Annotated in this window: 25 protein-coding genes; 11 read left to right on the forward strand and 14 right to left on the reverse strand. The window is 39.5% G+C overall.

Annotated features, from left to right (window positions below; all coding sequences use genetic code 11):
* Positions 1-110: 110 nt before the first annotated feature.
* The 6 genes from C5745_RS09810 to C5745_RS09840 form a co-directional block, all read right to left on the reverse strand.
* Positions 111-656, reverse strand: coding sequence for a very short patch repair endonuclease (locus C5745_RS09810; protein ID WP_105716819.1), 546 nt, complete (start codon positions 654-656; stop codon positions 111-113).
* A 284-nt stretch (positions 657-940) separates the two neighbouring features.
* The gene (locus C5745_RS09815; RefSeq protein ID WP_105716820.1) at positions 941-1,297 is read right to left on the reverse strand and encodes a nucleotidyl transferase AbiEii/AbiGii toxin family protein; all 357 of its coding nucleotides are present in this window, start codon (positions 1,295-1,297) and stop codon (positions 941-943) included.
* Positions 1,287-1,886 (reverse strand): DUF6088 family protein, encoded by a 600-nt coding sequence (locus C5745_RS09820; protein ID WP_105716821.1) that lies wholly within the window; start codon positions 1,884-1,886, stop codon positions 1,287-1,289. Before C5745_RS09820 ends, C5745_RS09815 begins: the two co-directional genes overlap by 11 nt.
* Before the next feature lie 504 nt (positions 1,887-2,390).
* Complete coding sequence (locus C5745_RS09825) at positions 2,391-2,843, reverse strand: hypothetical protein (RefSeq protein WP_105716822.1); 453 nt, start codon at positions 2,841-2,843, stop codon at positions 2,391-2,393.
* Between the two features lie 369 nt (positions 2,844-3,212).
* A complete protein-coding gene (locus C5745_RS09830) occupies positions 3,213-3,896 on the reverse strand; it encodes a 2'-5' RNA ligase family protein (protein WP_105716823.1) in 684 nt (227 codons plus the stop codon).
* A 1,043-nt stretch (positions 3,897-4,939) separates the two neighbouring features.
* On the reverse strand, positions 4,940-5,086 hold the full coding sequence (locus C5745_RS09840; RefSeq protein WP_105716824.1) for a DUF559 domain-containing protein: 147 nt from the start codon (positions 5,084-5,086) through the stop codon (positions 4,940-4,942).
* Positions 5,087-5,403: 317 nt separating this feature from the next.
* Between C5745_RS09840 and darT the strand changes: the two genes are divergently transcribed.
* Positions 5,404-6,042, forward strand: coding sequence for a type II toxin-antitoxin system toxin DNA ADP-ribosyl transferase DarT (gene darT, locus C5745_RS09845; RefSeq protein WP_105716825.1), 639 nt, complete (start codon positions 5,404-5,406; stop codon positions 6,040-6,042).
* Entirely contained in the window at positions 6,023-7,090 is a 1,068-nt protein-coding gene (darG, locus tag C5745_RS09850) for a type II toxin-antitoxin system antitoxin DNA ADP-ribosyl glycohydrolase DarG (RefSeq protein WP_243403301.1), read from the forward strand. Before darT ends, darG begins: the two co-directional genes overlap by 20 nt.
* Positions 7,091-7,408: 318 nt before the next feature.
* Here darG and C5745_RS09855 read toward each other — a convergent pair whose 3' ends face one another.
* Together C5745_RS09855 and C5745_RS09860 are read right to left on the reverse strand one after the other, a co-directional pair.
* Complete coding sequence (locus C5745_RS09855; protein ID WP_105716826.1) at positions 7,409-8,047, reverse strand: hypothetical protein; 639 nt, start codon at positions 8,045-8,047, stop codon at positions 7,409-7,411.
* A gap of 204 nt (positions 8,048-8,251) precedes the next feature.
* Positions 8,252-8,509 (reverse strand): hypothetical protein, encoded by a 258-nt coding sequence (locus tag C5745_RS09860; RefSeq protein ID WP_105716827.1) that lies wholly within the window; start codon positions 8,507-8,509, stop codon positions 8,252-8,254.
* A gap of 25 nt (positions 8,510-8,534) precedes the next feature.
* Between C5745_RS09860 and C5745_RS09865 the strand changes: the two genes are divergently transcribed.
* The 4 genes from C5745_RS09865 (at position 8,535) to C5745_RS09885 (ending at position 11,539) form a co-directional block, all read left to right on the forward strand.
* Positions 8,535-8,735 carry a DUF6965 family protein gene (locus C5745_RS09865; protein ID WP_105716828.1) on the forward strand — a complete coding sequence of 67 codons (201 nt, stop codon included), beginning with the start codon at positions 8,535-8,537 and terminating at the stop codon, positions 8,733-8,735.
* 261 nt (positions 8,736-8,996) lie between these two features.
* The gene (locus C5745_RS09875) at positions 8,997-9,671 is read left to right on the forward strand and encodes a DUF2490 domain-containing protein (RefSeq protein ID WP_105716829.1); all 675 of its coding nucleotides are present in this window, start codon (positions 8,997-8,999) and stop codon (positions 9,669-9,671) included.
* Between the two features lie 337 nt (positions 9,672-10,008).
* On the forward strand, positions 10,009-10,386 hold the full coding sequence (locus C5745_RS09880; RefSeq protein ID WP_105716830.1) for a nuclear transport factor 2 family protein: 378 nt from the start codon (positions 10,009-10,011) through the stop codon (positions 10,384-10,386).
* 238 nt (positions 10,387-10,624) lie between these two features.
* Positions 10,625-11,539 (forward strand): DNA-directed RNA polymerase subunit alpha C-terminal domain-containing protein, encoded by a 915-nt coding sequence (locus C5745_RS09885; protein ID WP_133166333.1) that lies wholly within the window; start codon positions 10,625-10,627, stop codon positions 11,537-11,539.
* Between the two features lie 13 nt (positions 11,540-11,552).
* Here the strand turns inward: C5745_RS09885 and C5745_RS09890 are convergent, their stop codons facing one another.
* The 3 genes from C5745_RS09890 to C5745_RS09900 form a co-directional block, all read right to left on the reverse strand.
* Complete coding sequence (locus C5745_RS09890) at positions 11,553-11,735, reverse strand: NUDIX hydrolase (RefSeq protein WP_243403302.1); 183 nt, start codon at positions 11,733-11,735, stop codon at positions 11,553-11,555.
* Between the two features lie 68 nt (positions 11,736-11,803).
* Entirely contained in the window at positions 11,804-12,286 is a 483-nt protein-coding gene (locus C5745_RS09895) for a very short patch repair endonuclease (protein ID WP_105716833.1), read from the reverse strand.
* Positions 12,287-12,368: 82 nt separating this feature from the next.
* Positions 12,369-12,710 (reverse strand): hypothetical protein, encoded by a 342-nt coding sequence (locus tag C5745_RS09900; RefSeq protein WP_105716834.1) that lies wholly within the window; start codon positions 12,708-12,710, stop codon positions 12,369-12,371.
* A 139-nt stretch (positions 12,711-12,849) separates the two neighbouring features.
* Between C5745_RS09900 and C5745_RS09905 the strand changes: the two genes are divergently transcribed.
* Positions 12,850-13,191, forward strand: coding sequence for a hypothetical protein (locus tag C5745_RS09905; RefSeq protein ID WP_105716835.1), 342 nt, complete (start codon positions 12,850-12,852; stop codon positions 13,189-13,191).
* A 573-nt stretch (positions 13,192-13,764) separates the two neighbouring features.
* Here C5745_RS09905 and C5745_RS20465 read toward each other — a convergent pair.
* Positions 13,765-14,052, reverse strand: coding sequence for a hypothetical protein (locus C5745_RS20465; RefSeq protein WP_105716837.1), 288 nt, complete (start codon positions 14,050-14,052; stop codon positions 13,765-13,767).
* 62 nt (positions 14,053-14,114) lie between these two features.
* Here C5745_RS20465 and C5745_RS20225 point away from each other — a divergent pair, with 62 nt between their 5' ends.
* A complete protein-coding gene (locus C5745_RS20225; RefSeq protein WP_165793061.1) occupies positions 14,115-14,270 on the forward strand; it encodes a hypothetical protein in 156 nt (51 codons plus the stop codon).
* Positions 14,271-14,402: 132 nt separating this feature from the next.
* Here C5745_RS20225 and C5745_RS09920 read toward each other — a convergent pair whose 3' ends face one another.
* Together C5745_RS09920 and C5745_RS09925 are read right to left on the reverse strand one after the other, a co-directional pair.
* On the reverse strand, positions 14,403-14,798 hold the full coding sequence (locus tag C5745_RS09920; RefSeq protein ID WP_105716838.1) for a (deoxy)nucleoside triphosphate pyrophosphohydrolase: 396 nt from the start codon (positions 14,796-14,798) through the stop codon (positions 14,403-14,405).
* Positions 14,799-14,828: 30 nt separating this feature from the next.
* Complete coding sequence (locus tag C5745_RS09925; protein WP_105716839.1) at positions 14,829-15,467, reverse strand: DUF1281 family ferredoxin-like fold protein; 639 nt, start codon at positions 15,465-15,467, stop codon at positions 14,829-14,831.
* A gap of 335 nt (positions 15,468-15,802) precedes the next feature.
* On the opposite strand from C5745_RS09925, the gene dndC reads away from it, so the two are divergent.
* From dndC to C5745_RS09940, 3 genes are read left to right on the forward strand one after another with little or no spacing between them, the layout of a single operon-like run.
* The gene (gene dndC / locus C5745_RS09930; protein WP_187444081.1) at positions 15,803-17,167 is read left to right on the forward strand and encodes a DNA phosphorothioation system sulfurtransferase DndC; all 1,365 of its coding nucleotides are present in this window, start codon (positions 15,803-15,805) and stop codon (positions 17,165-17,167) included.
* Positions 17,168-17,175: 8 nt separating this feature from the next.
* On the forward strand, positions 17,176-19,263 hold the full coding sequence (gene dndD, locus C5745_RS09935; protein ID WP_105716840.1) for a DNA sulfur modification protein DndD: 2,088 nt from the start codon (positions 17,176-17,178) through the stop codon (positions 19,261-19,263).
* On the forward strand, positions 19,247-19,648 hold the full coding sequence (locus tag C5745_RS09940) for a DndE family protein (RefSeq protein WP_105716841.1): 402 nt from the start codon (positions 19,247-19,249) through the stop codon (positions 19,646-19,648). The genes dndD and C5745_RS09940 overlap by 17 nt, the downstream gene beginning before the upstream one ends.
* Positions 19,649-19,671 lie beyond the last annotated feature (23 nt).

Genomic DNA, 19,671 nt, shown 5'->3' on the forward strand with positions numbered 1-19,671 from the left:
ACTAACTAACCAATTATAAACCTAAATTATGAAGTACAAATATAACGACTAAAGCACTTATTTCGTTTCTAGTAAGTGTATATTTAACACATATTAACAAGAGCTTTATCTTATATCCAGTAATTCCCTAACAATCGGTAAATCCGCTTCCGCCCAGTCGTAATCTTGTAGTTCACGTTTATCAACCCAGATAGCTTGCGCGTGTTCGGCAATAGCCAAAGAACCGCCAGTCCATTTACAAGCGAAAGGGTAGAGGCAGAGCGGAACACCGTGTATCCCATGTTCCGCAGGGCGCGGTTTGTCAGTTCGTCCTTCTGCATGTTGTGTTCAATCTTCGGAATCCAGAACTGGCGGTTGGATTTAATCTGTGCCTGTCTTTTCTTCCACTGGAAGCCGTGCCAGAACTCCCCATCTACAAAGATGGCAAGCTTGTATTTCTTGATAACAATGTCGGGAGAACCCGGTAGGCTTTTGTCGTGCAGACGGAAGCGGATGTTTTTTGCCCAGAGCGCGCGCCGCAGCATCATTTCGGGCTTCGAGTGCTTTCCTTTGATGCGGGACATATTAAAGCTACGCTGCTTACTGGTATAGAAGCCTGCCGATTCCTCAAAACGCGGAACCTTTATTCTGTATTCCTTCTCATCGTAGCTTTGCATAGCACAAATTTACATCATACGCCCATATTGCCATCCCAACCCTCACGACTCCGCATCACCACGACAAAAACGCAGATGGCGGCATGCTCTTTTGACAGGGGTTCATACCCTTCTGCGATGCTATCCTCGTCAAGGAAGATACCATGTACAGAGCTGCTACCATCAAAGTAATTCTGAGCCTGAAAAATTTATCGCTTCGTTCCCCAGGGTTTAAATGATGGAACGAAAGTACCATTAATAATGATGAGGATTAATCTGATATTATAATCTACCAATATACTGAGCTATTCTCCCCAATAGCTCATCAAATTCAGGTTTTCGGCTAGCCAGTCATAGTATTCTTTGCGGCTTTTGATTTGATTAGGTTTGATTTTCTTTGGATTTGTGTTGACATTCAACTCTTGTGGCGGATGGATGTGGATATCGATATCTTCTGAAAAACGATGGATAATTTGATGTCCTTTAGAGAGCGATGTTCCCCCTTTTAGTTCAAATTTCAATCCCATCTTCTTTAGACCATACAGTACGTGCATAATCCAATAGTCTTTCTCGATTAGGTACGCGAATATTCCTGTCTCCTGTTCGAGTAACCGTAAAAGATCTGGAAAATCTTTGCGCTCATGCAGATAGTTAGTTAACATATACCTTCGATTTCATTTGTTCCAAAACCGGCTCAAATAATTTTTTCGTCTTCGTATGTCCGTAACGCCCTACTGCAAGCCTCAATTTATGAAGGTCCATAGCCTTTGCCTTGGTGAAAGCGTTTTTTAAAACCATTTCCCGATCTTCTGCCAATGTATCAAGGTGATTAATCAAATCAACCAAAAGAAATTCGGAAGTAACCTTTTGGGGAAAATAGGGTGTTTTGTGAAAGAAAAACTTCTTCCCATTTAAATCGACTTCCCCATGGCGCTTGTGATTATATACGACCCGTCTATTATATAGCTGAGTAGTACCCAAATGCAATGCGTTATAACTATTAGGCGACGTTAATAAAAAACGATCATCTTTAAGAAAGCTTCGTACCAACACTTCATCCTCAGGAGGTACCGGTCCAAATACTGTTTGCTTGGGGTAATAATACATTCCTTGTGCTATCTTTTCAAGCACTCCTTCTGTGACCAATTGTGCCAAATGCCTATCCACCGCATTAGAATATTTAGACAAATCTTCTCTACGATATACTTTACCCCGCTTTAATTGTTGCTTCAATTCAACTACTCTATTCATAGCAAGACCTCCTTTATCAGTTATGTTTATACAAAGATACGAGACAAGAAGATAAATTGCAAGAATTACAATCTAAATTTCATGCACTTTACAAGTTCAACTAACTATAAATCATATTCTTAAATGAATTAAAATATATTATATATCTTCAAATATCTTGTCGAACGATCTTCCAACTGATCTCGAGACACTGGGTCACTATTACTTGTCAAACGATTCTAATCTGCAGTAGGGAACCTCAGTACCATGTTCCGCAGGGCGCGCTTTGCGAGTTCATCCTTCTGCATATTGCGTTTTATCTTAGCTCTCTATGGTACGTTCGAGCTCAACACCTTTTTCTTCGATAAAGGCAATTAGTCGTATGGGGTCCATCAGCCGAGCCACGTCTTTACGTTCCAGCCCAATTAGATGCCCTATCTGCTCGGACGTAATAGCATGGGTGTTTTCGATAGACCTTTAGTTCCATATTCATATTTTACTATAAAATTTTTTCACTTTTTAATATTATACACCAAATTGCCTCAAATGATGGTCAGTATGTTTGTAAACTAATATACCGATATGCTCATTTGTCATTTTACCAAAGAAATCGTGTATAAACTCCGGATGACTAAAGGTTTCATATTCGTTAATCAATAAAATCCAGTCTGCTTTTTCGGATTCGATATCTCCAGTTGATTCTTTTACTTTGAATTGGTCAGAGGTAGGAATATTTTTATCAAAAGGCTTTCCGTTCTTTATCATCCTTTTCAGTGCTATTTTTCCAAATAATTTACCCAAGAACACTTGTTTATACGAGTGATTGTCTTTTCCCAAAATCCATCGATTCCAGTATGTATTATGTTTGAGCATCTGGATTAGATTCATTTTTCCCCATTCAGGTTTTTGGAATTCATTGATTTGTCCAATTCTATCTATTAATTGACCTCGAACATCTTTGTCAAATATTGTTTCCATTTCATATTCATTTTAGGCTAAATTATCCAGTAAAGCCGAATATTAAATTGTCATATGGCAAGTAATGGTTTTGCTTATTAAGCATGCCGCTAAGATAGCTTTCATTATCTCCGTCAATCTTTCTTATTCCGTTCACAAAACTTGCAGCAAAAGGAAACAGAAGCGCTGAAATGGTCTTTTAAAAAAAAAATCCTGAAGCGGAGAGCTTCAGGATTTTTAACTAATTAACCAATTATTAACCTAAATTATGATCATGTTTTGCGATTTTATTTAACATTTGTAATTTATTTATCCAAGGGAAGGTACCTTTCCCTAGCTTCCAGAAGTCACATCAGGTTTTGCAGTAGCCCTGACAGCAATTAGTTGAATTTATTGTAGCGAGATTTTATGAAGTGTTTTTACAATATGGTTCTTTTGATACCAGTCGTTGTACACGAGCTCGATCTCCTTCGGCTTAAAAGAACCAAAATCAACATCTCTGTAGCTTTCCAACCGTTCTGCAAACTCCTGGGGTACCCTTATTTGCTTCCGGAACCGGACGGCCGTAATATGCGCAGTAATTAACCTATACCTTTCGTCGATCGTCTGCTGTAATGCAGAAGCTTTAAAGTTTTTTCTCAACTGATTTCTGAATCTCTCAAGACCTGCGCTCAGCGGAAACCCTTGGATCATCACTGCCTCAGGAGAAGTAGATATACCCTGAAAGTGTAGACCAATATCCATTATGTTTTTGGCACTTTCCTCAAAGAGACGGATATATTTTGAGGTATCTATTTGCCCAAGATCAAAACCGTCGTCACACGAAATAATGGATAGCACGGTTATGTGCATATCTGCCAGCGGTTGATAATACTGCTCTTTATCGATAAGCATCAACTCATGCTGAAAGCGAGCAATCGCTTCCATAACGTTATCGTTGGGTCTGATCAAGACTGTTAGGCCTCGTCTTTTATCATTTTTGTCGTCTATTAACCAATCTATTGTATTGTTTCCATTTCGGATGTCGTCAATCGATCTTTTATATAGGTTATTATAAAGTTCTGTCAAGTTCATACAAAATCAATATTCCGCTTGCTAATATACTAAGCCCAAGCTAGACTTTGCGCGGGAACAGGTAATTTACATATCTTCCCAATAATTCACTAGTTTTAGTAAATCATCATACCCCAAACCATCTTCCCAACCATTTCTTTTTGGAAAATCTTGCCAGTTAAATGTTTTAACCTTTTCTAGTACAGTAACTGGTCTGAGTGATTGTTTCGGTAAATGAGAAAATGCTAGCTATAAGAGACAAATTGCGCCGGTCTCTTAAGACAGTTACCCTTTTCGTCAATTTTAGGTTAATATTCATACCTGATAGTTATCCAATTATACGAGATCAAGTCAACCCACATTCCCCCTTTGCTTCGACCTCGCATCCCCATTTTTTCCAATAGCCCAATATAGGAGTCATCCCAGAAGGTCACCCAATACAATAATCAGTATCCAGAGTGGGCACTGGTAAGGGGTTAAATTTTTATTGGTAACAGCATGATACAAAGTGTAAACAAACGCTATTAATAACAGAGGAGCAGGAGCCGCCATAAAAAAATCCTGAGGCGGGGAGCCTCAGGATTTTTAACTAACTAACCAATTATAAACCTAATTATGAAGTACAGATATAACGACTAAAGCACCCATTTCGTTTCTAGTAGGTGTATATTTAACACATATTAACAAGAGAGCGACCCAATACGTAGTATTACTAACCAAGATTATTCGTTCGTTCGATATACATCGATTATCCGGTGACATCGGTAATTGTATTTAAGGTTACTTTTAGATACGCTTAAACGGTTAAGGGAATCATAGTTCAGCTATTTCCCTGGCAATAGGCACATCCGCTTCCGCCCAGTCGTGGTGTTTTAGTACACTTTTGTCTACCCAGATAGCTTGCGTGTGTTCGGCAACAACCAGCGAACCGCCAGCCCATTTACAAAGGAAAGGGTAGAGGCGGAGCGGGAATTCTCATCTCAGTGGCAACTTCATCCGTTGGGAGCGTTGGCATAATAAGACCTTGTTACCATGGTCTATGGTGGCACAGGTTACGTGAAGCATTACCTAAACACCCTCCTTGTCTTCAAGAACAGCTCAATCTGGTTGATCACCTTCGGTAGGTTTTTCAGGATATCCTGCGACCAGAAGGGGAACACCGTGTAGCCCATATTCCGTAGTGCACGGTTTGCCAGTTCGTCCTTCTGCATGTTGCGTTCGATCTTTGGAATCCAGAACTGTCGGTTAGATTTAATCTGTGCCTGTCTTTTCTTCCACTCTCCTCATCGTAGCTTTGAATGACGTAAATTTACGTAAAAACTAGTACAGGAGGATACTGCGCAGCCTTATAGTTTGCGTAAGCTTGAAGGAAAACCGATTGTATTCCCGGAACAACTTCAATATCACCCGTCACAGCAGAATCTGTAATGGCATAGGAGGGAAGTGTTTAAGGAAATGTAGTAGATCAGTATGAAAGGGTTTTATATACAAACTGCAATTAGAGATTAATTCATTAAATTTGTGCGCTATGATGATCCCGAATCCAGTATACCTTTTTCGGATAATACATTGGCAGAATATTGAATATATTTTGAGACACGGGCTGTGCAGTAACAGTCACGTTTTAAAAGATCCCCAATATATCAATATAGGTCATCCTCAGCTTATAGCAGACAGAGACGAGTATCCGATTCCTTTGGAGGGATACGGCAATTTGGGAGAATACATTCCCTTCTATTTTTGGGGGCATTCCCCGATGTTATATCTAATTATGCATGGTTTCAAGGGCGTGACCCAGTATCCGCAGAAGGATATTGTCTATCTCGTTATTGATAGTAAACAGATTATGGAGGCCGACTTCCAGTATGTGTTTACGGATAGACATGCCAAAGTAAAGCTGGCTAAATTTTTTAACCAGCCAGATGATTTGCAATTATTACGCTGGGATATTATTAAATCTAAGCAGTGGGATAATACGGAAGATGATTTTCAGCGCATGGATTTTAAGCAAGCTGAGTTTTTAGTCAGACACCATATACCTACCCATTTTATTAATCGCCTTATTGTAAAAAACGATGAGCGCAGGCGTGATATTGAAGAAATAGTTCGTAAATTAGATTTGGATATTCCGGTAAGTATTGCGCCGGATGGAAAATTGTATTATTGATATGATTTATTTTTTGCAAGGTGATTTACTGCAGTCCAGCGCTCAAGCGCTGGTTAATACCGTCAACACGGTTGGCGTAATGGGAAAAGGTATTGCCTTACAATTTAAGCAGCGTTTCCCGTATAACTATAAGGTTTATAAAGAAGCATGTAAAAATGGAACCTTACAAGTAGGGGAGATGTTGGTCGTGAAGGAGCCCGATCTCGTTGGAGACCGATATATCATTAATTTTCCAACCAAGGCCCACTGGAAGTCACCCTCAAAAACCGAATATATCGAAAATGGCCTTAAAGCGCTTAGGGAAAGCATACAAGAACACCATATAGAAAGCATAGCACTTCCACCATTAGGCTGCGGTAACGGAGGGCTGGACTGGCATATGGTAAAGCCCATGATTACGGAAGCACTCGGGGGATTAAACATCGATATTTATGTTTATGAGCCAAACAGTGAAATAAAAAGTTTACTTCAAGCAGAAGATAGCAAAAAACAAGAGCAGAAATTGACGCCAGCTAAAGCTATGCTTCTTTATCTGATGTTTCATTATGAGTCAGTAGGCGATATTAGTAGTTTGTTTGCCGCAAATAAGTTAGCTTACTTTCTGCAAGAGAGTGGCGAGAATTTACGGTTGCGTTTTACTGCCCACCATTATGGGCCATATACAGTGCAGCTAAATCATGTGCTGTATAGCTTGAACGGTACCTATCTCCAAGGGTTAGAGCAGAACCAAGCAAAGGCATTTGAACCTCTTCGGCTCAACTACGAACGGTACGACGAAGTCGAACGTTTTGTGAAGACGCAGCTGAATCCTGCCCAGCTCGACCGTGTTGAGTCTGTACTGGCCCTTATCCGTGGTTTCGAATCAACATACGCGTTAGAACTTTTAGCATCTGTCGATTATGCAGCCAAACAACCAGGAGTGGCATCGATTGAGGATATACAGAAGCACATCCAACAATGGAATCAACGGAAGGCAAATCTTTTTAAACCGGAACATATTGCGCTGGCTAGTCAACATTTAGATGACTATCGAATGATGCTTGTGTAGTTGTTATTAACCTGCCTAGTGGATTCAAATATGTATCTAAGAGGCGAGCACCAGGAGCCGCCAAATACAATATCCTGAAGCGGGGAGCTTCAGGATTTTTAACTAACTAACCAGGCCCGACGTTGTCTTGCATTCCCTTTGGTAAATAGCTTATATCTTTAAAATCAATCTCCATTTATTTTATTTACAGTTGTACTGCGTGTATCCGCTAATACCTGGTTCACAGTTAATCCTAGATTTTCAGCGGCGATTAGGTAAATTATCTACGCCGAACCTTAGCAGATTAAGATTTAACATCCTGTTCTGTGATGGCGGTGGTTAGGCCTTGCGTGCTTCTTTGATTATCTCTTCAATAAAATCAAAGTTAGCTAGTTCGCGTTTAATTTTATACGGGTTAATTGTTTTATCTACTCGATAAAGTACATGTTCCCTAATCTTGCTCTCTGAAAATATCGAACAGATAATAACACATTTATCCGTCAAATCGATTTTGGAAAGTAGATCGTTTACATCGAAATCGTCCCCTCCGCTGGACAATATCAGTATATCTGCTTTTGCGGCGGATAATTCCATTGTTTCTTCTGTTATCTCAGTCAAACGTTTGTCTTTCGAGAACATCTCGATCAATCCTTTCTTGTTTTCACAAAAGGTCTGCCATAAAAAATAACTGTATTTCTCTTTTATAGGCAGAGGTCTTCGTGTAGACTTTATTTTTTTAGCTCTAGAGAGCAGATACCTGTATGCGCTAACGACGGATGCAAACATCGGCTCGTTTATCGCCTCTACCAGCAATGATTCATCAATTGGATAATTTTCTGGTAAAAAAGTAGCAGCAGATCTGATCATCTCTTCCTTTTTCTCGGTGTAATCTTCAAGACTACTAACGTTCCTTTCTTCTGTTAGGTTTAATTCGGTGCCTTTCCAGGACCGTATAATTCGTTGAATAAATTCTTGCATATATTTCGGCTTATTTGTACGCTGGTGCAGTAAAGTTAAGATGTAAATGTTGCAATTTCAACTATTGATAATAAAATAGCCATATACCAGCCAATGGCATTGCAAAAAGAACAAAACCACAATACCATTTACAAAATAGTGGAGATTACGTTTCGTTTTCCGCACGTGGAGTAGATACCAATAAACCCGAAATTCAGCAGCCTATTAAGGCACATGCCAGTGATTTGTTTCCGGCTCAATCTTTAGTGGCTGCTCCAGGTCAAATATAGGCGATAGCATCATGATAAGGTCGGCTGGAATTCCCTTCGCAAACCATTCGGGTTTGTTGTACATCCCTTTGTAAAATAGCGTTTCGGTACCTTTATCCCACGTTACGCGAGCATACACCAAGCCGCCGTTATCGACGACTATATATCGTATTGTTGTGGATTTGCCGCGTATCGATATTCGCTTTTCTTTCACATTACAAATATACTACATTTGCATAATGACAGTAGATGAATTAAGAAACGCATTGCTTGGCAAGACCTTCGCATCTCCGGTTGAACTTGCTTCGCATATGACCGTAACCGATGTGGATACATTTCTTAAGATCCAGTTTATCGAAGTCGACCTTTGGAAAAAAGAAATAACAAAGTGCCCGGCTTATTTGAGGCTGGTTAAGTTTTACGAGGAGGTGAAAAAATGATACAAAGATTCTTCAGGATTTTTATGCATACAGGAAACTTTGTTGATATGGCTATGTCCTGCGACCAGAAGGGGAACACCGTGTAGCCCATATTCCGTAGTGCGCGGTTCACCAGTTCGTCCTTCTGCATGTTGCGTTCAATTTTCGGAATCCAAAGCTGACGGTTAGATTTAATAAATTCACTATTTTCCAGTTAGATCTTCACGTTTTTGTTACTCTACAGTGGACAGGTTTCTTGAGTATATCCACTATTTTTATTGGATGAGATTATTATTCTTAACCTTAATCGGTGTATTTCTAACATCGTTCTCTTTTGCACAAAAAGACCCACAGGGCTGGCTTATGTATTTTGGCCAAACTAAAATAAAAGCGACTAAATTTGCGATCCATCATGAACTCCAGTTACGGGATCATCAGTTGATGGGGGATCACAACCAGACGCTTCTTCGTGTGGGACTCCAGTATCGAGTCAAACCCTACCTATTAACGACAATTGGCTACGGGTTTATATATAGCGAACTGCCTGGAAGCCCGAATGAACCTTTTCATGAAAACAGAATTTATCAGGAAGCGCTTTTTTCACATAATTTGATGCGCAGTAACATCAGACATCGGATTCGGCTGGAGGAACGTTTTGTAGAAAATAAGGATTTCTCAGGACGTTTTCGCTATTGCCTCTTTGCTGATATTCCATTTACACAGTATGGGATGGGGGCAAAGGGATGGTACGCTGCACTATACAATGAGATCTTCCTAAACCTATCGGACGATGGCACTATGGATTTTTTTGACAGAAACCGAGCATATCTTGGTATAGGTTATAGAATATCTGATGCTGTAGGAGTGCAGATGGGATATATGTACCAAAACATAGGAAAAGCAAGGGGAACGAATCACGCGATGTTGTCGGCGCATCACCAGCTCAAATGGAAATAAGGATCCCTGCGGACCAAATATACCCAGCCCTCCTTGCCTTATAAATTGATAGATAATTTTGAAGGAAACCTCACTTCATCAAAATGGGCAAAGATGACAAAAGTTTCTGCCGATACGGCTCTGCGTGATACTACAGGTTTGGTCAATAAAGGTGTTTTATCTAAGAAAGATTCAGTGGTAGAAGTACCAATTATGTTAAATTGGTAACGTCCTTCATTCGGGGTGGATCTCACCAAATGTTCCGTATTGAGACAAATTTCTTGACCTATGAAAAGTTATACAGCCGCAGAAATCGTTAATTTGGGGTCGATCTTAGAATATGTAAACTATATGAACGATGCTTAAAATAAATGTAAAAACAGACTGTGGACATTCTCCGAAACGCATGTTTCTACGAGATTTTAATATAGCTTTCGGAAAGGGAGATGCTAATTTTATTATTGCCCACGTGACAGATGATATCGTTTGGGAGTTGATAGGTGAACGAATTATCGAAGGAAAAGACAGCTTCTCCAAAGCGATCAACGAGATGAAAGAGAAAGAGGTTGCCGAAATAACCATCGAGAACGTAGTAACACACGGCAAGGAGGGTGCCGTGAACGGTATCATGAAAATGAACGACGGCAAACAATATGCTTTTGCAGATTTTTATGAATTTAAAAATACGACGGGCATAATCATTAAGAGCATGACTTCTTATGTGATCGAAATATAGAATGGGACAGAGGTCGATCAGCGTACTGCTTTGTCTTTAATGAGAGCTGTTCGCTAGCGCGACAACTTGCGCCGGTTATGAACAAAAAAATCCTGAAGCGGGGAGCTTCAGGATTTTTAACTAACTAACCAGTTATAAACCTTCAGTTACCCCATTGCCGTGTCTTTTTTTCGAAATTAAATCCTTATCTTAGGAATATTAAACTAATATAAGCACTAATAAATAACTACTTAAGTTTGTGAAAAAGACTAAGAAATCCATTCAGCCATTTGAAATTAGTAGTAAACAACTACGCGAAACACTGCAAGAAAATTTAAGTTACACCATGGTCCAGTTAGCCCGCTATATGGGGCGAGAACCTTGGGAAATCCAGGCATTACACACCGATCCCGTCCTTACGGATAAGATCATGCGGGAACCAGTAATTTCCTTAGACCGGTTTTGTGAGGAATACGGCTTTTCGCCGGACGTTGTCCAGCAGCTAATTGACAGGCAATCCATTTATTCATTCCGAGATAAAAGAGACGGTAAGATATATATCTTTCCGGTAGATGTGTACAATGAACTGGTTATGCACGAAAACCTGGAAGTAATATCGTACAACAACTCCAGTATGTTGCGTCTGATGGGCGTAATCTTTGGACTCTGCAGCGAGCTATTAGACGAAGATCAAATGGAGTTGGTTAAGCGTTTTTTTAGCAAAGATTCAAATGGCATTTATCCGAAACTTGAAAATAGAGAAGATATTCAGCTAGTCACCGAAGCCATCAGAAAGCTCCGAAACGGTTTAAACTCCATGAGGTATAAATACAAGCAATTCGAGGATAAAATAGCAGATTACGAGCGGAGCGTTAGTGCATTGGAAAAAAAGTTGGATCGCCTTACATTAAAGCATAAGAAGGTTAGCAAAAAATTATTGGATGCACGGCTCGTTAAATATGCAGATACTGTACCTAAAATTGCGTTTAAAGATATTCCGATATCCGTACGCGCGCTGAACGTTCTAGACACGCTTGGCGTGTATTATTTTTCAGATCTTCAAAATCTAACCATTATGGAGCTTTTAAGGGCGCGCAATCTGGGCAAGTACTCTTTCGAGGAAGTACTGAAGATAGCTTCCAAATATAACATCAAGTTTAAGGATGCGCAGTGAGTGTATAAACTAACTAGAAGGAGGTAATTTCCTTTACTATCGGCAAATCTGCTTCAGCCCAGTCGTAATTTTGTAATTCGCTTTTATCAACCCAGGCGGCCTGCGCGTGTTCGGTAATAGCAAGCGAACCGTCTGTCCATTTGCAAAGGAAAGGGTAGAGGCAGAGCGGAAACTCCCATTTTAGCGGAAGCTTCATCCGCTTGGAACGTTGGCAGATCAAAATCTTATTATCATGTTCTATGATGGCACAGGTTACGTGGAGCATTACCTATACACCCTCCTCGTCTCCAAGAACAGCTCAATCTGGTTGATCACTTTCGGTAGGTTTTTCAGGATGTCCTGCGACCAGAAGCGGAACACCGTGTACCCCATGTTCCGCAGGGCACGGTTCGCCAACTCATCCTTCTGCATGTTGCGTTCAATTTTTGGAATCCAGAACTGGCGGTTGGATTTGATTTGTGCCTGTCTTTTCTTCCATTCGAAACCATGCCAGAATTCGCCATCCACAAAGATGGCAAGCTTGTATTTCTTGATAATGATGTCAGGAGAACCCGGTAGGTTCTTGTCGTGCAGGCGGAAGCGGATATTCTTTGCCCACAGCGCACGTCGTAGGATCATTTCGGGCTTCGAGTTTTTACCCTTGATGCGGGACATGATATGGCTACGCTGCTTACTGGTATAGAAGCCGGCCGATTCCTCAAAACGCGGAACCTTTATTCTATGTTCCTTCTCATCGTAGCTTTGCATGACGTAAATTTATGTAAAAACTAGTATGTAATGGAAGAACGGACCTAACGCTTATTTTGTTTTTCGCTAAAATCTGTTGCCGTTAAACCTCCGTACTCACCGCTAACGACATATCTTTTACGTAAATCTCGCCCATATTGCCATCCCAGCCCTCACGACTCCGCATCACCACCACAAAAACGCAGATGGCTGCATGCTCTTTTGAGAGCGGTTCGTAACCTTCTGCGATGCTGTCTTCATCACGGAAGACACCATGCACATCGTTCCAAGCAAGCCATTCGATAAGTTGCTCCCGAGGCATAGCGTTTACTTTCTCCAATAACGCGTCTTCCGACAATTCCATCAGTTGGTACCGCCAGTCGTTGTCCCGCTGGTCTTCGGGTACGATAGGATAGGGGCGGTGGGCGTAGTAGTGTTTAGTCATAACGAATCATAATTAAGTAACTTGTTTTATAATATAAATATACTAAAAATATTAGTTCAAAACAATGCATTTCTCTACCTTTACGAATATTTATATAGTAATTCAAGCCGCATATAATTGACATTTTAATACATTAGTTATGATGAACCTTTTAAAGCAAACGCTCGATCTCCTCGGTATCGAGAGAATTTCTGAAATCATTGTGTTAGCCGCTGCATTGGCATCCACCCTTTTTGGTGTAGTTAAGTATTTTGACTTACAACATCAATTGCGAAGATGGATTTTAGGAAAAAGACTAAAAGGAAAATCTATAATCACAACTAGTAGCTTTGCAGATCCAGTGCTCCATTCCACCGCTAAAAACATAGAGAGACAACAACAGTTTAAGGAACTTACTGGAATTTATCTGCATCCTGATAGAATAGATGCACTGACTGTGCTATGGAATAAATCCAATGGTGCTTTCTATGGCCCCATATAAAGACAGCTATGTCCTATATTAAATTGACGGAGCAAGGATATAGGGTTTCTATAAGTAAATGGGACAGATTGCAGGATTTTTTCCTTCATATAGTTTTCGCGGTCCCTGCTTTATTATTTTTGACTCTGTTTAGTCTGATGATCGCTTCGGTCATGCTAGAAAAGGATGCAAACTTATTACCAAAAGTTTTTGCGATAATTTTATGTTTGGTGGGATTTTTTGGAACAGTGGCCTTTATGCAGTACCAAAGGAGGGCATATTTATGTGCAAGACGTATTATGAGAAATCTCGGGTAAGATTACCTATCTTTAAAACAACGACCAACGAATTTTAATCCTAATATAGGTGCACCGCGCGCTGATAGTGGATTGGTGAGCGTCGATGAAAATTATAGGGTTTTGGTTTCTTCGCATATTGAATAAGATATCGAACATCCTTATAGTTTAAACATGCTTTCTGTAAAGCTAATTATTTTGCAAAAATAAATTTAATATCAACCTGCGCAGGAGAATCTGCAGTGGCATAGAAGGGAAGTGTTTAAGGTAAAATAGTAAGGCTTTTTCTATTAAAAGGTTATTTCTTTGCTGTGTATTTTTGGTTAGGATGATTGTCAGCGTACAATTTTAATAGTTTTCCATCCCTGATCATTTTAGTTAGAATATTATTTTTTAAATATTTTTCGGATCGCTTGATGTGCGTAGCGATTTGCTCCGAAGATTTATATTCTAGTGAGCAAAACCGGATAATTTCTTCTGCTAGTTGGTTATAATGCATTCGTTTCGATGTATTTAAGTCGCTTGTAGAAGAACTATCCACATTGGAACTATCCACATTAGGACTATCCACATTGGAACTATCCATATTAGAACTATCCACATTAGAAGAATAAGTGGGATGCGGAGTCAATCCGCCAGACAGCCATTTTGGAACAGAAAAAGGCGAGAGAGAAGGGCCGAGCAGAGGGCCGAGAAGAACGCGCTCTTGCCATTGCTTTAAAATTGAAAAACATGGATATGGCTGTGGAAGATATCGTCCAAGCTACTGGTTTATCGGCTGAAGAAATAGAAAAATTGAAATAATAACAAAAAAATCCTGAAGCGGGGAGCTTCAGGATTTTTACTAACTAACCAATTATAAACCTAATTTATGAATTACAAATATAACGACTGAAGCATCCATTTCGTTTTTATTAAGTGTGCATTTAACAGATGTTAACAAGCGCCTGGCCCAATATCTAATAATTCCCTGACAATCGGCACATCCGCTTCCGCCCAATCGTAATCTTGTATTTCACTTTTATCAACCCAGATAGCTTGCACGTGCTCGGCAATAGCCAGCGAACCACCTGTCCATTTACAAATAAAAGGGTAGAGGCGGAGCGAAAATTCAGGATAGTGGTGTTCTACTACAGTAAGCTCGGTTCCGACTTCAATTTCCAATCCGAGTTCCTCGAAGACTTCTCTTTTTAGGCAATCCTCTTTGCTTTCTCCATCCTCGATCTTTCCACCGGGAAATTCCCATTTCAGTGGAAGTTTCATCTGCTCGGATCGTTGACAGATTAAGATTTTGTTATCATGTTCTATGATGGCACAGGTTACGTGAAGCATAATGCATTAAATGTAGCAAAAATCGTCGTGCTACCTATCAACAAAGCTATAGTACTGCTCATAATCGTGTAGCAATTTATCTTTTATCGCAATCGGAGCATAAAGAAATATCTCCGAATCCGAAAACTCCGCAGCATCTTCGAATTGTTCAAAATCCTCCATGGCGGTATCTTGATAGCAGTCTGGTTCAAGTGCAGCCAATGCCTCCCAATAGTTATCGTATTCACGTTCGCGTAGCGAGCCATCTGTATCGAAGAAAGCGCGCCCCAGGTAGTTGCGCCCTTCTTCATAATCATATTCGGCTCGAAGGCTGAATTTTTTACATAAGATGCTTATCAGGCCATGAATCGGTGACCACGGCGATTCTCCCGTGAGGATTAGCTGGCCGCAAGTCGCTAGACTATCTGTGTCGGTAGGAATGCTGTGCAAGACGTTGACTCGGTTTCCTTCGCCACTATTGTATTCTAGGATACAGACCTCAAAATTTCGTGCGCCAAATACCGCTATCAGGTCATCGTTCACCTGTGATAGGCTTAGGCGTTTTAAGTCGAGGCGACTTGTATCGTCATATCCGTGTTGCTTAATCGATTCGTTGATGAACTTTATTAGTTCATAGAGGCTCTCGGCAGTTCCATCAAAAATAATGTGGTTGTAACAGTAGTTAGCCATGTCAATTCTCATATTTTGGGTTGGTTAAAAGCAAAGGACACGCCCTGGGACGCTGTTCTGATGGGTAACGTGGCGTGTACTGTTCTTGCAAAGTTAAATGAAATATTAAAGAATGCAAATAATGGCGCAATGATAGTTTGCGTGCTAATTGTTTGATTTTTAATCTATGGTCTTATTTCTTGTTTCAAATTCAGAGAGATATTTGTTGAAAAAAGCTGTCAGTGTCTATAACTTTTTAATTGATCATGTTAAGGTAATAGTCGTATTTTTCCTATTTTTAACGATAATAAATAGCTAATTTTGAATAAAAATTATTTTCATCTCTATAGGGTAGTATGTACACAATAAAAAGCAAAAGAATAGAAGCTATTATCGATGATATTATAGATCAGTACGCTTACGCTGATAGATCAGATAAACCTTGGATTATCGGATTTAGTGGTGGAAAAGATTCTACGGTTGTACTTACATTAGTTTGGATAGCGTTATTGCGAATTAGAGAAAAAATGCCATATCCATTCCAGTTACGGAGAAAGGTCTATGTAGTTTGTAATGATACTATGGTTGAAAATCCGATTATAGCTTTTTATGTGGAAGGAGTTTTAAAGAAGATAGAAGCCGAAGCGAGAAACCAGGATCTTCCAATTTTTGTGAAGAAGACCACTCCAAAGTTAGAAGAAACATTTTGGATTAATGTCATTGGCAAGGGGTATCCTGTTCCTAATAATTCATTTCGCTGGTGCACCGATAAGTTGAAAATTAAACCAACATCTAACTTTCTGTTAGAGCAAATAGACGAAATGGGAGAGGCCATTGTACTTCTTGGTACAAGATATGACGAGAGTGCAACGCGCGAACGTTCTATCAGAAGACATGAGGTCACTGGAAGACGATTATCCAAACACCAAACGTCGCCAAATACGTATACCTACGCGCCGATTAAAGAACTGATGCTAGAAGAGGTATGGTATATTATTAACGCGGTACCTTCTCCATGGGGATTCGACAATAATGTGTTGTTCCAAATTTATGCTGACGCCAGTTCAGATGATTACGAGTGCCCAACAGTGGTGACGGACAAAAATCATACTTCATGTGGGCAGAGCCGATTCGGTTGTTGGACGTGTACTGTAGTTAAGAACGATAAATCCATGACTTCTTTAGTCAATAATGGCCGTGATTGGATGCAGCCTCTTTTGGATTTTAGAAACTGGTTGGTTGAGGAAAGAAACCTTCCGGAAAATAGGATGGATCAACGTAGAAATGGAATGAAAGCCGTTAACGAGGACGGCGAAAACAACGGAACATATACAGCCGGCTACAGATATAAAATATTAAAGCGATTGCTTGAGGTTCAGAAAGAGATTCAAAAAGAAAGACCTGATGTCACGCTAATTAACAATCAAGAATTGATAGCTATTCAGGTGATATGGAATCGCGATATGTATTTTGACCATACCGTGGGTGAGTTATATCGGACAATCTATGATCGAGATTTCAGTACAAATAATATTAAGTCATTAGATAATACCGAGAAACGCATTATGCGTGAAGTGTGTGAGGATGATATGAAATACTTTAACCTCATTGATAATCTCATATCGTTACAAGAGACTAAAACTTTGCTCATTAGTAAATATGGTCTGCATAATGACATAGAAAATAGGATAGAAAAGTTCGCGAAAGAAACAGCGGAATAAATTTTAACATGAAGATTAGAAGAATCAAATTCCATAATTTCAGAATTTACAAGGGAGAAAACCAAGTCCAATTCAATCCCTCATCTGAAAAGAACATCAGTATCATTGCGGGAAGAAATGGTTTTGGTAAAACCACTTTTCTCACTTCACTTATCTGGGTGTTTTATGGAAAGATGATGGCAGAGGTCGAAGATAAATACAGAAGAGATATTAAGAATGTAGGAGGATATGAGAAGTTTTTGATTACGTTGTTAAATCGCGACGTGAAGGCGGCATTCGAGAATGATCCTGCTTTGTCTGCTAAATTCTCTGTAGAAATTGATATTGAGAATCTATCGATCCCCTCAATTCCTTGTAACTCGGTTACTATCAGAAGATCCTATGATTTGGGTACAGAGTCAGAAAATCTCATCGTTTTGATTGATGGCTTAGAAAACGAGTTAACAAAAGAGGTAGGCTATGAAGTTTTTATAAATGATTTTATACTACCTAGGGAAATTGCCAAATTCTTTTTCTTTGATGCAGAGAAGATCGTCACATTAGCTGAAGCCAAATCGAAAGCCGAGCTAAAAAATTTAAGCCGTGCATATGCTGAAGTTTTAGGGATTAAGAAATACGAAGATTTAAAAAAGAATCTCGAAACCCTCCTGATAAAACTTCGTCGTAATGGTGCTAAGCCAGACGAAGAGAAGAAGTTAAAAGAATTACTTGATAAGGATCAAGAGATAAATTCTTTGATAGCGCATAATTTAGAAGAGCAATTACACGTAAAGGAAGAGTTCTTAAAGCTAACGATGCTGTCTGATGCGTTGCAAGAAAAGTTGATTCGCGAGGGCAATGGTATAACTTTAGAGGAATTAAAAGAGCTTAAAGAAGAACATGCTGAACTCCGAAATATTGGTGATGGCATTCGGTCTAGGTTAAAGAAAATGTTTGATCTCGTACCGTTGGTGATGGCAGGGAAAAAACTGATTGAACTGGATAGGCAACTAGATATAGAAAAACAGGCCTCTACAGATTATTATGTGAGTCCGGCACAATTGGATGACTTCCAGAGGAAGTTTATCGAAAGATTAAGGTTACTTGAAATTCCCAATGAAAAAAGTGAAAGTATTGGTAACCTATTCAAACAAGTTTTGACGGAGGGAATAGGTCATAAAGAGGGTGATAAAGCTGAGATACTGTTAGACTATAGCCCCGAACAATATCGAGAGTTCAAAGCAATTCTATTCAATATTCAGAATGGTTTTAGGAGCCAGTTTACCAATATTGTACAGGAGGATAAAAACAACCGCTTAGCTATATCTAGAGTTTATTACAAGCTTAAGCAAGCGGAGGCTAGAAAGGACAATCCTTTGGCTCAAAAACTTCGAGAGGATAAAGAAAAGATAGATCAACGCATATTTCAGTTGGCTACTGACAAAGGTAAGCTTGAAGAAGAGTCGAATAACCTTGAAATACAGTTGGCTGTCAATCATAGGGTTCTTTCCGAATATGAAAAGAAGTTTGAACTGATTGATGCTGATCGAGCCAAGAGTGAAGTCACGCAACAGCTCTTGGCTCGGATCAACCTGATTATACAGCGAATCAAGGAAGACAAAAAATATTCTTTGCAAAAATCTATTCTATTGGGTTTACGAAGGATCATGCATAAGAATGATTTCGTCAAAGATGTTAAGGTTAATGTCGAAGGTGATGTGATGGATATTGATTTGCTGGATAAGAATGGTCATGTTATTGATAAAGAATCGCTATCCAAGGGCGAACAGCAACTTTATGCAACGGCTCTATTAAAAGCACTGGTGGACGAATCTGGTATCCAGTTCCCAGTGTTTATTGATAGTCCTCTGCAGAAATTCGATAAATTTCACTCGCAAAATATCATCAAAGAGTTTTACCCCTCTATTTCTGAGCAAGTTGTGTTATTTCCACTCCTCGAAAAAGAGCTTTCTGAGATTGAATATGACAGTTTGAAAGACAATGTAAATAATGTGTATGTTATTGACAATATGGAGGGGCATTCACAGTTTAGGGCAGTGCCGGTAGATAAATTGTTTAATGAAATAGAAAGTGAGCAGCATGTTTACGCAGGTTAAGACGAGCAAAGAAAACAAAGATGTAGTGGCACAGCTTACCCGTAAGCTTAATCTGGGTACGGAGAATATCATTGCGAGAATGGCTTTTACTTATTCATTGTCCTTAGATCGCAAGTTAGATCTGAATGAGTTGTCTGATTCAGGCGGTAAGGAATACTCTCGTTCTGTTTTGTTTGGAGATCATTACGATGTTTATATCGGTATGTTATGCGTGCATTATGGTATTTATAAGACGGATAAGGATTTAGCTAAATATGTTAAACTTCATTTGGATGATGGTCTCCGGCTGATGAATGAAGATTTTCAGAAGGTTAATAATATTGATGGGTTTGATTTTCTGCTGGAAAAAATTAATAGCGCTTTAGATTATTCCGCTTTTATATAATCCTAACTCTTTTAAAAAAAACG

The organism is Sphingobacterium haloxyli, from assembly GCF_002980525.1.
GTDB classification, from domain to species: domain Bacteria; phylum Bacteroidota; class Bacteroidia; order Sphingobacteriales; family Sphingobacteriaceae; genus Sphingobacterium; species Sphingobacterium haloxyli.